Source organism: Actinomycetota bacterium (assembly GCA_005888325.1).
GTDB lineage: Bacteria > Actinomycetota > Acidimicrobiia > Acidimicrobiales > AC-14 > AC-14.
This window is the reverse complement of the sequence record VAWU01000022.1, coordinates 45,363-58,910: the sequence shown is the minus strand read 5'-3', so window position 1 is coordinate 58,910 and position 13,548 is coordinate 45,363. Positions and strand designations below refer to the sequence as shown.

The following is a 13,548-nucleotide window of genomic DNA, read 5'->3' as shown; positions in this document are numbered from 1 at the left end:
CCGCCGTGCCATCTCCACCATCGCGTCGGCCCGGCGCTGGGCGGGGGTGCGGGCCAGGTCCGCCGCACACACCCCCTCGCCCGCCCGGGCCCGGGCCTCGGCCCAGTCGGCTTGGAACAGATCCGCTTCGATGCGCTTGAGCGCGCCGTCGAGCACGGCCCCGCCGACGGGGTCGAAGACCCCGTCGAGCACCCAGGTGCCGGCGAAGGTCTGGGACTGGTGCAGGCGACGGGCGTCGAGCAGTGCACGAGCACGGTCCTCCACGCCGTCGGGGTCGGCTTGTTGTGACCAGTAGGCCAGCGCCCGGGAGAAGTGTCGGTGGCTCAGCCGCGCCGCCTGGTCCACCAGCATCGCCTCGTCGCGCTCGAAGCACTCGGTTGTCCTCGGCGTGCGCGCGTCGGAAAGCGCCCCCACCCGCGCCGCGTCGATGTCGCCCGCCAGCCAGGCCGCCTCGGCCCGTGCCATGTCGCGCAGCGCCCGTCCCAATCGGAGGCGACGACGCGCGGTGCTCAGCGGCAGGCGACAGCGGGTGGCGAGCCATGCCGCGGCCGAGCGGGCGCCGTCGGGCGTCCACGTGCCGGCCGCCTCGAAGGCGGAGCTGGCCCTCGTGGCCACCGCCTCCAGCCGCTGGAGCTGGCGGTGGATTGCGACGACGGCCTCGGCGTCGGCGAGGTGGGCCGGATCGGTGTCGACGACCGCGTCGATCGCGCCGCTGAGCTCGACGAGAACGTTCATCGCTCCTCCGCCTCGGGGCCTCACGCAGGACCGTCGGGCTGCACACCGACGGTCGATAGGAACGACGCCGACACCGTACTCGAACAGATGTTCGACGTCAAGGAATTCTGCCGGGCCGAGTGACCTGTCTCAGACGCCCGCGGCGACCTTCAGCTCGTCGAGCGCGTCGGGCAGCATGCGGCACAGGTCCCAAAGGTCAGGGACCAGCTCGCGACAGGCCACGAGCCCGAAGTCGAGCTTGCCGTTGTACGACTGGACCGTGATGTTCAGCCCCTGCGTGTCGGCCACCGCGGACACCGGATAGAAGTGCAGCATCTCGGCTCCACCCGAGTACAGCGGCACCTGAGGACCGGGCACGTTCGAGATGACCAGGTTGAACGGCGGGTTCAGCCGGTTGGCCAGCTGGGTGCGGGCCACCACGCGGGCAGCACGCGCGGTGATCGCCGGCGGCGCGAACTCGACGGCGTCGGTGAGCAAGTCCGCCGGCAGGGCCCCCATGGTCTCCTTGGCCGAGAGCGTCGCCTTGTTGATCTCGTGGAGACGCTTCACTGGATCGTCGACATCGGTGCAGAGGCTGGCGAGCATCCCGGAGACCCGGTTGCCGTAGTCGCCGTTCTTGTCCTCGGTCCGTACCGACACAGGGATCATCGCTCGCAGCGACGCAACGGGGAGGGCGTCCTTCTCGAGGAGGTACCGCCGGAGGGCGGCCGAGCACATCCCGATGACGACGTCGTTCACGGTCACGCCCAGCGCCGACTTGACCGCCTTGACGTCATCGAGTGACACGCTGCAGAAGGCGAAGCGCCGGTGCGGGGAGATCTTGGCGTTGAAGGGCGTCGGCGGCGCGCTGATCCCGCCGCGGGAGAGGTCGGGAGCGTCGTCCTCGGCGTGGCGCGCGCCCCGACCGAAGAGTCGGGCGACCGGTTCGGGAAGGGCTTTGGCCACGGAGGCGACCACCGAGCCGATATCGATGCCCCTGGTCAGCTGGGGGGCCGACCGCATCATGCGAATGACCAGTCGCCCCTGCGCGTACGGACGGGTCACCAGGGAGGACACCCCGCGCCTCAGCATCTCGAGATCGCTCGGGACCCGCTCGGGCTGCGGTAGGGGCTCCGGCTCACCCGGCCGCGCCGCGGGGTCGACGTCGAGGATGTGCATCAAGAGCTGCGCGCCGCCCACGCCGTCGATGGCGGCGTGATGGACCTTCGTGAGCTGCCCGATGAGCCCGCCCTCGATGCCGTAGATGATGTACAGCTCCCAGAGCGGACGAGTGCGGTCGAGCGGACGGGCGATGAGACGGCTCACGAGCTCGCCGAGCTGCTGGTCGTTCCCCGGCGGCGGTACGGCGGTCTGCCTGATGTGGAAGTCGAGGTCGAGGTCCGGGTCCTCGATCCAGTACGCGTGGTCGAGATTGAACGGCACCTGCACGAGACGGCGACGCATCGGGTCGAGCACATGGAGGCGATGCTCGAAGATCGCTCTCGTGGACTCGTAGCCCGCGCCCGGCGTGTCCTTCGGGTCGAACAGGATCAGGCTCGACACGTGGCCGAACGTCGAGGGCGTCTCCATGTAGAGGAAGCTGGCGTCGATACCGGTCAACTGGCGCATGGAGGTCTCCCCGGGGGCGGAGCACCATCGTCTCGCTGTTCGCGCCCCGCGTCCACGCCGTCGGTCCTCAGGCGTGGACCTCAGAGCCCGTAGAGCGCAGTGACGGCTGCTCTCTGCTCGTTGGTGGGCGGACGGCCGAGCGCGGATCGCCAGTTGAAGCCGGGATCCGTCACCATGAAGCCGAAGGTCTCGGCGAAGTCTCCGGCGGGTGTGGCGAAGTCGGAGCAGTCCGCGCAGCCGAACCACCGTGCGTCGGCCTCGATGCCGCGGATGCTGCGATAGGAGCTCCGGCGCGCGGGCGTCGAGTACGTCACGTCGACCGCGTGGCCGAGCTCGTGGCCGAGGTTGTACGCGACCGTCCGCGCCGTGTCCCCCTGCCGCACGTAGATCTCGATGCGCTTCGACGCAGGGAGCGTCCGGCCCCGATAGCCGGCTCTCCCCGGAAGGAAGACGACCGTCCAGCCCGGTAGGCGGCTCAGGTCGAACGCGATGAGCCGCAGGCTCTGCGCTCCGATTTCCTGCTCGTCCGTCCGCGTGCCGGGTGAGTCGGGGCCCGCGCCGACGGGCGCCACGGTCACCCCGGCAGTCGTCGTCGCCGGCGCGCTCTCGACCATCGTCGTGGGCGGCGTCGCGATGGACGCGGCCGCCACCCGCGCCTGCGGACGACCGATCTCCATCCGTCGCCCGGACGATGGCATCCGGGCGACGCCGGCCAGCCCGACGCCGGAGGCCAGCACCGCGACGGCGACGCCGCTGAGGGTTCGGGCGGAGCGGCTGCGCCGCCCCGCGCCGGGGCGCGGGTGCTTCCGGGTCACGGCGCCCAGGACCTCCTGCGGCTCGCGCCGCGATCAATCCTCGGGCCGGTTTCGCTTGGCTCCCCGCACCCGCCGTTCAGCGACCAGTCACGTCTGCGGATCAACACCTCCCCAAGGGGGGGCGTGTATCGCTGTCCGTGACCGGATGCCACGGAACGTGCCTAGTGTGTCCGGAGGCTCTCAGCCCGGCAATGGGCCACTCGCCTCAATCGAACGCGGCCGCGAGACCGCGTCGGCGTCAGCCGACGAAGCCGGTCGACCGCCGGCGGCGCACGCGGGACACGCACTCCAGGAGGACGCCGAAGGCAATCGTGAACCCACCCAGGAGCGCCAACCGGCTCTGGAAGCCGGTCCGGGCCAGACCCGGAGGCACGGTGTCGGGCGTCGACGTCGTCGTCGGCGAACCGGTCCCGATGCCGGTCGTCGGCCCCGAGCCGGTCGTCGTCACCGTGGACCCCGGGCCGGCCCCTGCGCCCGCAACGGTCGTCGTCGATCCAGGAGGAGTCGTGGTCGTCGTCGCCGCCGCGCAGGTCTCGGCGGTGATGGTGTTGGTGTCCATCGTGACCGCGCCGTTCCGCGCCAGCAGACGACCATCGACGGTCGCGCCCGTCGTCGCCGTGATCGACGTCAACGCGAGGACGCTTCCGATCAGGTGGGAGCCCGTACCGAGCGTCGCGGAGCTGGTGAGCTGCCAGAAGACGTTGCACGCGGTGCCGCCGCCGAGGACGACGACCGAGCTGTTCGACGCGGTGATCAGGGTGGCGCCCGACTGGAAGATGAACACCGCCGCAGGGTCACCGAGGGTGTCGAGCGTCAACGTGCCGGTGATCTGAAGGGTCGCGCCGTTGTAGACGCCCGGCGTCAGCGTCAACCCGCCGAGCTCGCCGGTGGGGATCGCAATGGGCGGACCACTGCCGGCGGCCACGTCGTAGGCGGTGACGAGGTCGTCCTTGGCCTGCTGGGTGACGGCGTCAGCGACGTGGTTGGTGCCGTTCACCGTCACCGAAACGAACCCCGTCTCCGCCGGGTTGGGAAACGTTCCGATGTCACCGGTGATCGTGGTCGGTCCCGTGTTCGTGATGCCCGAGCCGGCGAGAACGGCGAAGCTGTCCGCCGTCCCGAGGCCGACCGCCGGCGCCGCGACGCTTGCCGCGGGGAGGAAGAGGACGGCGACGCCCGCGACGACCGCCAGGGAAGCGATCCGGGTGACCTTCCGTCGGGACCGCTCGGGGGCGCCGACGGGTGGCGCGAGTTTCCGGTCTGACCGCATGGCTTCCTCTTCCGCGGAGGTGGGAGAGGATCGCGTCGAGCATCGTCGACCGGAGCGCCGATTCGGCGCCTTTGATTCAAACCAGGCGTGCCCTCTCGGGGCTCTTGAGTCCTTGTCGGCATTCGGCGTCATACCCTTGAGGCAACGGCCGGCCTCTCGCCTGTCCCCGCCTCAACGGTTCAACTCGAGAGTGTCCTCTGCAGCGGAGTCGGGAAGCGGGGCGTGACGCGCACGTCGCGGAGCCGAGACTCCAACTGGTCGGCGACCGTCTCGATGGCGGCGACCGCGTCGCGCCCGACGTCCTCCAGCAACCGGTGCGCGATCTCGCCGCTCCGCCGCTGCGTCCAGCCGCCGACGACCCGACCGTCGACCCAGACCGTGGGCCCGGCATTGCCGTTGGTGTCGAAGAGCGACCGGCCGTGCTCACCGAGGTACCAGCCGCGCTCCCGCCACCCCATCGCCGTCGGGTCGAGCGCGGGCAACAGCGAGACCCACGGCGCGGGTGCGCGAGCCGGCCCGTCGTCGCCCGGGAGCACCCAGCCCGCGCCCGCCTCGAGCTCGACCTCGACGGCGCGCACCGAGGCCAGCGCGGCCTTCGTCTGGGCGACCGTCCAGCCCGTCCACCACTTGACGTCGGCTGTCGTCGCCGGTCCGAATGCCGCCAGCCAGCGCCGGACGAGCTCCGCGCGAGCGGCGTCCGCCGCCATCGAAGGCACGCCGCCGGGCAACCACGCTTCGATCGGTGACCACCGGAACTGACTGCTCGTCCACGATCCTTTCGGCCGGCCGCGCGCGACGCGCTGCTCGGTCGAGAGCAGGAACAGCACGCGGGTCGTCATGCCCACGGTGCCGGCCCACCGCTTGCCCTCGCCGAACGAGAGCTGCACGCGCAGCTCGGGCACCGCCTTCGACAGCTCGGAGCCGGTTGCCTCGCCGCGAGCCTCGAGCTCGGCGAGCGTCTTGGCCTCGACCTTCCGCAGCCAGCGCGCTCCATCGCGCGCGACCCCGTGGTCCTCGATGAGCCGGACCAACCGCTTGCGCTCGCCGGGAACCAGCGGATCGGTGCACGCCGCCTGCACGATCGGCACGACCTCGAGCGGCACCACGAACATCGTCCGCCGCATGCACAACGTGCGCACGAGCGTGCGCTCGTCGTACAACGCATGCTCGAGCGCGGTGACGGCTCCGGCCGGCTTCCTCAGCCGAGCCGCCGCAGACAGGAACACCGTGGCCGGGTCGCTGCCGTGCAAGCCGACCAGATCGCCCGCGAGCCTGACGACGTCGGCAACGTGGGCCCTCGGCGCGAGGTGGTGCCGCACGGCCAATCGCGCTCTTCGCTCGTCGTCGGTGACGCGTCGCACCCTCACGCGGCTTCGACGTACGCCTTGAGCCCGGCCAGGTAGCGCCGGGTGACCGACGTCTGCACCGCACGCGCGATCGGTGCCCCGAGCCGCGCGAGCGCGCCGGCGGGACGGGAGAAGGCAACGACGTCGAACGTCACCCGGTCGCCGGCTCGGGACACGACGAACGACTCCTCGCCTCGCTCGGGATGACCGGCGAGCGTCCCGTACGCGAACCCGAAGCGGTCCGCGTTGTCGAGCACGTACACGATGCGGCAGGGGGCCACCGCCGTGAGGAAGGCGACGCGGACCGCGACCGCGACAGTGGCACCCACCTCGAGGTCGACCGCGTCGGGCGCCACCCGAACGCCGGCACCGAGGTGCGCCTGCCAGCGGCGCAGACCGTCGGCGCCACGCTCGAACACGGCCGGCCCCCGACCGAGGTCGATCGAGCAACGGTCGATGCGGTACCCGGCCGGCATGGGCCCTCGCGTCGCGCCGACCTCCTCGTAGGAGAGGGGCAACGAGCGGGCGGCAAGAGCCAGCTCGGCGAGGCGCCCGGCGTCGACGCGTCCCGGCAGGACTGGCACCGGACGACGGTAGGTCACGCGCGGCGCGACCGCGGCATGATGCGGTGATGCGCATCGGGATCAACGGCTCGAGCCTCGTGGCCATCGGGGCATCACTGACACAAATGGTCGACCACGCGGCCGAGGCGGAGGCCGCCGGATTCTCGTCGTACTGGGTCGCGCAGCTGGCCGTGCCGGACGCGCTGACCGTCATCGCGACGATGGGCACGCGTACGAGCACGATCGAGCTCGGCACCGCGGTCATCCCGACCTGGCCCCGGCACCCGCTGATGCTCGCGGGCCAGGCGCTCACCGTGCAGGAGGCGATCGGCAACCGCTTGGCGCTCGGCATCGGGCTGGCCCACAAGTCGAGCGTCGAGTCCACCCTGAAGGTTCCGTTCGCCACCCCGGCCAAGCACATGGACGAGTACCTGTCAGTCCTGCTCCCGGCGATGGTCGAGCGGAGGGTCTCCTTCACCGGCGACATCTGGTCGGGCGAGGTCGAGGCGGTCAACGGGGCCCCGGGCGCCGAGGCACCAGCCGTGCTGCTCGCGGCGATGGGCCCGCGCATGCTGCGCCTCGCCGGCGAGCGCACGGCCGGCTCGATCCTCTGGCTGAGCGGGCCCGGGGCCGTCGCCCAGCAGATCAAGCCCGCGCTCGACGCGGCCGCCGCCGCGGCCGGTCGACCCGCACCCCGCATCGTCGCCAGCGTGCCGGTCTGCGTGACGAGGAAGCCCGACGAGGTGCGCGCGGTGATCGGCAGCGTGCTCGCCGGCTACAACGACCTCCCGTCGTACCGTGGTGTGATGGATGCCTCGGGCGCGGGCGGACCGGCCGACGTGTCGATCGTCGGCAGCGACGACGAGGTCCGCGCCGGCCTCGCCGCGTTCGCCGACGCCGGAGCCACCGACTTCGCCGCGCTCGAGTTCTTCACCGACGCCGACGAGATCACCGCCACCCGGGCGCTGCTCGCAGACGTGGCGACAGGGGACGCATGAACGACGACTGGGCGCGACCGGTGGTGCACTGGGAGATCGAGGCGCGAGACCCGGATCGGCAACGCGCGTTCTACGCGGCACTGTTCAACTGGGAGATCGGCGATGGTCCCATCATGCAGATCGCGCCAGGGCTCGGTGGGCCCGAGCCCGGGCCGGGCGGGCACCTGCGCGGCAGCGACCGCAGCGGCGTGTCGCTCTACGTCCAGGTGCGCGACCTGCGGGCATCGCTCAGCCGTGCGAGCGACCTGGGCGGCACCGTGCTCAGCGAGCCCTTCGACGTTCCCGGCGGCCCGACGCTCGCCGCGATCACCGATCCCGAGGGCAATCCTCTGATGCTCGTCCAGCAGTAGCGCGCGTCCGTGCGAGGGCTCAGTCGAGCGTCGAATAGCGCCGCGTCTGAACCGTGGCGTCGTCGATCAGCGCGGCGAGCTCCGACGTTGCCGGGTCGCTCTCGGACAGGCGCGCCGCCGCATCCGCGTCGGTCTCCGACCGCCAGATGACGATGAATATCCACTCGCCCTTTCGATCGCGCGCTGTCGTTCGTCGGACCAGTCCCGGCCGGCGGTAGAAGAACTCCGTCTGGGCCCGCCGGTCGGCATCGAGGAACGCCGCTTCATCGGTGCCCGCGGCGAGCCGGAACGTGACGGTCTCGATCACCGACGTGCGCCCTTCACGTCGCGCAGTGTATTGAGCCGCCGGCGGCGGCATCGGTAGCGTCTCGCAGGTGGTCGTCGTCCTCGCCCTCGGCTCGGCCCTGTGTTACGCGGTGGCGACGGTGCTGCAGCAACGCGGCGCGCAGCTCACCACCGCCAAGGTCTCGCTGCACCCGCGTCTCCTGCCCGAGCTCCTCAAGCTGCCGGCCTGGCGGGCGGGCATCGTCGCCAACCTCGCCGCCTATGGCCTCCAGTTCCTCGCCCTGCGGCGGGGATCGCTCGTCCTGGTGCAGCCCCTGCTCGTGAGCGGTCTGCTCCTCGCGCTGCTCCTGGGCGAGTTGGTCTCCCCCGGCGCGCTCCGTCGGCGGGACCTGCTGGCGGCCGCGGAGATCGCAGTCGGTCTGTCGCTGTTCCTGGTCGCGGCATCGCCGGACCGAGGGTCGGTGACCGCTACATCCGCGGCGTGGGCGCGACTCGCCATCGCGGTCGGCCTCGCGGTCGTGGGTCTGGTCTGGGCCGCGTCCCGGTTCCGCGACCGTCGACGTGCCTCGCTGCTCGCCGTGGCCGCCGGCGTGTTGTTCGCGGTCACCGCCGCGCTGACGAAGGCCACGGGCGATGTCGTGGGAGCCGGTTTGCACGACCTGCTCACGCGCTGGCCGCCGTACGCCCTCGTCGCGGTCGGGCTCGCAGCCGTCGTCCTCGTGCAGGGCGCGTACCAGGCCGGGCCGCTCACGAGCTCGCTGCCATTCCTCAGCGTCGTCGAGCCCACGGTGGGGGTGGCCATCGGCGTCCTGCTCTTCCACGAGCACGTGGCCGTGCAGGGCTGGGCGCTGGCGAGCGAGGCGGCAGGCGTCGTGCTCGTGATGAGAGGGATCTGGTCGGTGACCCGCACGACGTCGGTCGCGGGTGTGGGTGAGCGGGTCGCCGGGCGCGGGGCGCAGTGAGAGGATCACCGCCGTGACCGACGAAGCCGCGGAACCAGGACCCGAGGCACGAGCACCCCGACGGATCGCGGTCGTCCCCGCCTACAACGAAGCAACGACGGTCGAAGCGGTGCTCGAGCGCCTCTACGGCCTCGTCGACGAGCTCGTGATCGTCGACGACGGATCCACCGACGACACGCGGGCGATCGTGCAGGGTTGGGCCACCGACCGCGATGGCGCGCAGCTCCTGACGTTCGATCGCAACCAAGGCATGTCGGCCGCGTATCACCTCGCCTTCTCCCGCCTGCGCGATCGCCTCGCCCGCGGTGAGCTCGACGAGAGCGACCTCGTCTACACCGTCGACGCCGACGGACAGCACGAGCTGAGCTCGCTCGAAGCGCTGGCCGATCTGACGATCGAAGAGCACCTCGACGCACTTCTCGCGCGACGCGACCTGTCCGGCTATCCGATCCACAAGCGGGTCGGGAACGGAGTGGTCAGCGCATGGGCGAGCCTGTGGGCGGGCGGCCGGCTCCACGACGTCGAGTCGGGCTACCGCATCTTCCGGCTGGGGGCCCTCGCCGACGCGCTCGACTACTACCGCGGCTACAAGTACAGCGAGACCGTCGAGGTCGCGGTCATTCTTCACCGCCTCGGCTATCGGGTGCGGAACGACGTCGTCGTGCCGGTGCCCCTCTACCGGTCACGCACGCGCATGGTCGACGCGGTCATCGACCTGGCGGTCATCCCCCGCGCCGCCTGGCGGGTGCGCAGCCGCGGGCGGTCGCTCAGCTAGCACGCGGCGCCGTAACCCGGCCGCCCGAGCAGCACGTCGAGCCGGACCGGCCGCAACCCCCGCGCCCGCAGGCCGTCGAGAATGATCGGCAGCGCCCGCGTCAACACCGAACGGTCGGCGGTGAGGTTTCCGTCGATCCCGTCGTGCAGGTCGATGATGGCGCCGGGCCGGGCGCGACGAAGGACGCGTCGGGCGACGAGGCCCGCGTCGCGGGTGGCGAAGTCGCCGGCCGACACGTTCCACGTCACCATCGTCATCCGGTGACGACGCACGGCATGCGCCATGAAGGGAGTGTGCTGCCCGTGGGGCGGTCGAAAGAACGTGGGACAGACACCCAGGTCGCGGCGGAACGCCCGCTGCGTGCGCTCGAGCTCCGGGTAGCGGGGATCGAGCCAGCGGATCTCGTCGTGGAGGTACGAGTGGTTCCCGAGCAGGTGACCGTCGTCGAGCAGGGCGCGCGAGATGTCGGGCCGCGCGTCGAGCGCCCTGCCGACCGTGAAGAACGTGCCCTTGACGCCGTGCGCGTCGAGGATGGCGCGCACGACCGGCGTGTACGTGATGTTGGGCCCGTCGTCGAAGGTGATCGCGACCTCGCGACGTTCCCGGGGGCCGTGGCTCACGAGCGACCCGAACCAGCCCGCGGTCGGGGAGTTGGCGCCGATCCAACCGGTCAACCCGACGACGAAGATCGAGGTGGCCGACGCGACGAGCCGCCCGGACGAGCGCGCACTCGCGCGCGCGGCCCGGGCGACCGAGGACGCGGCAACCGCTGACACGACGGCGCACGCGGTGCCGACGGCGAGCGCGGACGCACGCCCACCCGCGGCCCGCGCGACCACGATCGCGACGGCGGCCACCGCGGCGGAGGCGGCGGTCGCGCCACCGGGCCGCAGCCGGCGCGGGAGCGTCATCCCGAGCCCGAGGCCGAGCGCCAGTGCGATCCACCACATCATCGCCCCGAGCGGCGTCTGCGTGAAGAGCCACGCGGACACGGCCACGACCGACGCGCCGAGCGGTGCGGCCGCTTCACGCGTCTGCCGGCGCGTCGCCGACGCGCCGAGGCCCGCGAGCCCGATCGCGACTGCCACGGTCAGGCGGTCGCCGGCGGTTGCGCCGGCGCGGAGCAGGACTGCGGGGAGGAGCAGCGTCGCGAAGCCCGCACCTGCGCCGCGCCCGAGGCGCGACGGCACTGTCACGCGAGCGCGAGCGACCATCGCACTCGACCCTATGCTGCGACCGGACTCGGCGTCCGCACCCGATGAGAGACCTTCAACCCGCCGCGCACGAGCAGGAAGTGGCCACCGGCCGCGGTTCGACCCCTTGGTTGAGACGCCTGTGCGTCGGCGTCCTCGTGGCGGGCTGGGCGCTCGTGCTCGCCCTGATCCTCGGACACCGCGTCTTCGTCTCGCACGACACGGTCAGCAACTACGCGCACGTCTGGTACGTCAGCGAACGGCTCAGCCAGGCACACACGCTGCCTTTCCGCATGCCCGTCATCGGGCACGGTGAGGCCTACGCCTTCCCCTATGCGTTCGTGCCGTGGGTCAGCGCCGCGGTCCTGCGCCCGCTGCTCGGTGACTGGGTCGTGACGCTCTGGCTGGTGATCGGCACTGTTGGCGTGATCGGGGCGACGTTCTGGGCGTTCCCCGAGCTGCTCGAGGGTTGGGGGCCGGCGGCCGTGCTCGCCAACCCCGCTCTCGTCGCGTCCCCGATCATCGGCCAGCTCCCGTTCGTCTGGGGCGCGGCGTTCCTGCTGGGGGCGGTGGGATGCTGGCGTCGCCAGCGCAGGTGGGAGGCTGCGGTGCTCGCCGGCCTGGGCCAGGCGACGCATCCCGCCGTCGTGCTGCCTCTCGGGCTCATGCTGGTGGTCGGACGGTTGTGGTGGGAGCCCGACCGACGCGCGCTCATCCGGTGGTACGCGGTCGCCCTGCTGGTGACCCTCCCGGCCGCGCTGCTCGTGTTCGCCTCCCCGGTCTTCCAGGACAGCTCACGGCGAACGATCGTGAACGCCTTCCTCGAGACCCTCGGGGTCCGGATGGTCGTCGTCTTGGTCCCCGTCATCCTCTGTCTGCTCCGCCCTCTCCACTGGCGCTGGCTCGCCCCCGCCGCGGTGGTCGCCATGCTCGTGACGAACGTCCTGCTGCTGCAACAGCGCGACGTGGCCTCGGCGTGGCGGGCGCTTCGCCGCCATCCCGACCCGACGATGCTGACGTTCATCCGATCCGACGCCTTCGTGCGCGGCGCGACCTACCGCGTCCTCAGAGCAGGCGACAGCAAGGTCGGGATGTACCAGCTCCTCCAGCACGGTGCCCGCCTCGACTCGGAGTTCTTCCCCGAGAGCATCGACATCAGGAGTTGGAGCCGTCGAGGGGACTACACCCGGTTCCTCCAGAGTCGCGACGTCGACTTCGTGATCGTGTTTCCCACCTTCGACCGTGCGTACCGCACGAACGAGCACCAGCTCCTCGACCAGCTGGCGATGCCGTCCACGGGCTGCGCATCATCCGACGTCGAGGCCGGCGCGTCGGTGATGCGACGGCCGCAGTACGACGTGTACCGGATCGAGCACGCGTGCAAAAGAGCGCCGGCGACGGCGTCGGACAACTAGGTCGTCGTCGCCTCGCGCAGCGCGCCACCCAGCGCATCGACGACTCTTCCCGCCTCGTCGTCGGTCATGTCCGAGTGGATGGGCAGGCAGATGTGCCGGCGGCAGACCTCCTCGGCGACCGTGAGGTCGCCGGCTGGGAGCCCGGCGAACACCGGCTGCAGATGCAAGGGGCTGGCGTAGACCTCCCCGCTCGGCGACACCCCTCGTCTGCGCAGAGCATCCTTCACCTGCTGACGGTCGATGCCTTCGTCGAGGTAGGCGACGTACTTGTAGTAGTTGGGCTCGGATGCGGCGTCGACGACGAGCGACTGCACACCTCGGATCTCCTCCAAACCCTTGTCGTAGAGAGACGCGACGCGCCGACGGACCGCGATGAACTCGTCGAGCCGTCCGAGCTGCACGACCCCGAGCGCCGCGTGCAGCTCGCTCATACGCCACGCGTAGCCCATGCGGACGTGCTCGCCGCCGAGGAAGCCGGCCTTCCCCTGGTCGCGGTAGACGAGCGCTTCGTCTCTGATGCGCTCGTCACGCGTGACGATCATCCCGCCTTCCGCAGTCGTCATGACCTTCGTGGGATAGAAGGAGAACGCGGCCGCAGTGCCGAACGAGCCGGCGGGCGCGCCCCGCCAGGCCGCTCCGTGGGCGTGCGCGGCGTCCTCCACGAGGGGAACCCCGGTGTCCCGGCAGAGCCGCGCCGTCGCTTCGGCTTCGGCGGTGACCAAGCCGCCGATGTGGACGAGGATCACCGCCGCCGTCCGTTCGCTGAGGGCCGGGCGAACCGTGGCGGTCGACAGGGCCAGCGTCTCGCGCTCGACGTCGACGAGTCGCGGGATGCCACCGGCATGAACCACCGCCGCTGCAGTGGCGAAGAAGGTGTTGGCCGGCACGATGACCTCTCGTCCTTCGACGCCGAGGATGCGGAGGATGATCTCCAGCGCGCTCGTGCCGCTGCTCACGGCGATCGCGAACGGGGCCGCGTGCCTGGCGCCGAACGCCGCCTCGAAACGCCGGGTGTTCGGCCCGAGCGTCAGCGACCCGCTCGACAGTGCCTCGTCGATCATCGCGAGCGCCTGGGCCCGATCCTCGGGCCCGAACACGATGCGGGCCGCGGCGATGGGCGAGTCCGAGCTCTGGGTCACGCGCCCAGGCCACGGCGCCGGGCCGGTAGGATCACCCGAGGGAGGCTAGGCGCCGACGGCAGCTGACTGGGATCGCGGTCGGGGCTTGCCGAAT

Annotated in this window: 14 protein-coding genes; 5 read left to right on the top strand and 9 right to left on the bottom strand. The window is 71.5% G+C overall.

Annotation, left to right across the window (positions count from 1 at the left end):
• From E6G06_07285 to E6G06_07260, 6 genes are all read right to left on the bottom strand, one after another.
• A partial coding sequence (locus E6G06_07285) for a DUF222 domain-containing protein (GenBank protein ID TML92174.1) occupies positions 1-735 on the bottom strand: 735 nt, incomplete at its 3' end.
• Between the two features lie 129 nt (positions 736-864).
• Positions 865-2,343: a wax ester/triacylglycerol synthase family O-acyltransferase gene (locus E6G06_07280; GenBank protein ID TML92173.1), complete on the bottom strand. Its 1,479-nt coding sequence runs from the start codon at positions 2,341-2,343 to the stop codon at positions 865-867.
• 80 nt (positions 2,344-2,423) lie between these two features.
• On the bottom strand, positions 2,424-3,158 hold the full coding sequence (locus E6G06_07275) for a hypothetical protein (protein ID TML92172.1): 735 nt from the start codon (positions 3,156-3,158) through the stop codon (positions 2,424-2,426).
• A gap of 238 nt (positions 3,159-3,396) precedes the next feature.
• Positions 3,397-4,428 (bottom strand): DUF3494 domain-containing protein, encoded by a 1,032-nt coding sequence (locus tag E6G06_07270; GenBank protein ID TML92171.1) that lies wholly within the window; start codon positions 4,426-4,428, stop codon positions 3,397-3,399.
• 179 nt (positions 4,429-4,607) lie between these two features.
• Positions 4,608-5,789, bottom strand: a complete 1,182-nt coding sequence (locus E6G06_07265) for a winged helix DNA-binding domain-containing protein (protein TML92180.1) — start codon at positions 5,787-5,789, stop codon at positions 4,608-4,610.
• Between the two features lie 2 nt (positions 5,790-5,791).
• The gene (locus tag E6G06_07260) at positions 5,792-6,292 is read right to left on the bottom strand and encodes a DUF1990 domain-containing protein (protein ID TML92179.1); all 501 of its coding nucleotides are present in this window, start codon (positions 6,290-6,292) and stop codon (positions 5,792-5,794) included.
• 113 nt (positions 6,293-6,405) lie between these two features.
• Here E6G06_07260 and E6G06_07255 point away from each other — a divergent pair, with 113 nt between their 5' ends.
• Positions 6,406-7,335, top strand: a complete 930-nt coding sequence (locus E6G06_07255) for a TIGR03564 family F420-dependent LLM class oxidoreductase (protein TML92170.1) — start codon at positions 6,406-6,408, stop codon at positions 7,333-7,335.
• Positions 7,332-7,685, top strand: a complete 354-nt coding sequence (locus E6G06_07250) for a VOC family protein (protein ID TML92169.1) — start codon at positions 7,332-7,334, stop codon at positions 7,683-7,685. The genes E6G06_07255 and E6G06_07250 overlap by 4 nt, the downstream gene beginning before the upstream one ends.
• Positions 7,686-7,704: 19 nt before the next feature.
• Here the strand turns inward: E6G06_07250 and E6G06_07245 are convergent, their stop codons facing one another.
• The gene (locus tag E6G06_07245; GenBank protein ID TML92168.1) at positions 7,705-7,992 is read right to left on the bottom strand and encodes a hypothetical protein; all 288 of its coding nucleotides are present in this window, start codon (positions 7,990-7,992) and stop codon (positions 7,705-7,707) included.
• Positions 7,993-8,059: 67 nt separating this feature from the next.
• On the opposite strand from E6G06_07245, the gene E6G06_07240 reads away from it, so the two are divergent.
• Entirely contained in the window at positions 8,060-8,932 is an 873-nt protein-coding gene (locus E6G06_07240; GenBank protein TML92167.1) for a hypothetical protein, read from the top strand.
• A complete protein-coding gene (locus tag E6G06_07235; GenBank protein ID TML92166.1) occupies positions 8,895-9,707 on the top strand; it encodes a glycosyltransferase family 2 protein in 813 nt (270 codons plus the stop codon). Before E6G06_07240 ends, E6G06_07235 begins: the two co-directional genes overlap by 38 nt.
• Here E6G06_07235 and E6G06_07230 read toward each other — a convergent pair.
• A complete protein-coding gene (locus E6G06_07230) occupies positions 9,704-10,921 on the bottom strand; it encodes a polysaccharide deacetylase family protein (protein TML92165.1) in 1,218 nt (405 codons plus the stop codon). The genes E6G06_07235 and E6G06_07230 overlap by 4 nt on opposite strands.
• 44 nt (positions 10,922-10,965) lie before the next feature.
• Here E6G06_07230 and E6G06_07225 point away from each other — a divergent pair, with 44 nt between their 5' ends.
• The gene (locus E6G06_07225) at positions 10,966-12,315 is read left to right on the top strand and encodes a hypothetical protein (GenBank protein TML92164.1); all 1,350 of its coding nucleotides are present in this window, start codon (positions 10,966-10,968) and stop codon (positions 12,313-12,315) included.
• Here E6G06_07225 and E6G06_07220 read toward each other — a convergent pair.
• On the bottom strand, positions 12,312-13,376 hold the full coding sequence (locus E6G06_07220) for a DegT/DnrJ/EryC1/StrS family aminotransferase (GenBank protein TML92178.1): 1,065 nt from the start codon (positions 13,374-13,376) through the stop codon (positions 12,312-12,314). The genes E6G06_07225 and E6G06_07220 overlap by 4 nt on opposite strands.
• Positions 13,377-13,548: the final 172 nt, after the last annotated feature.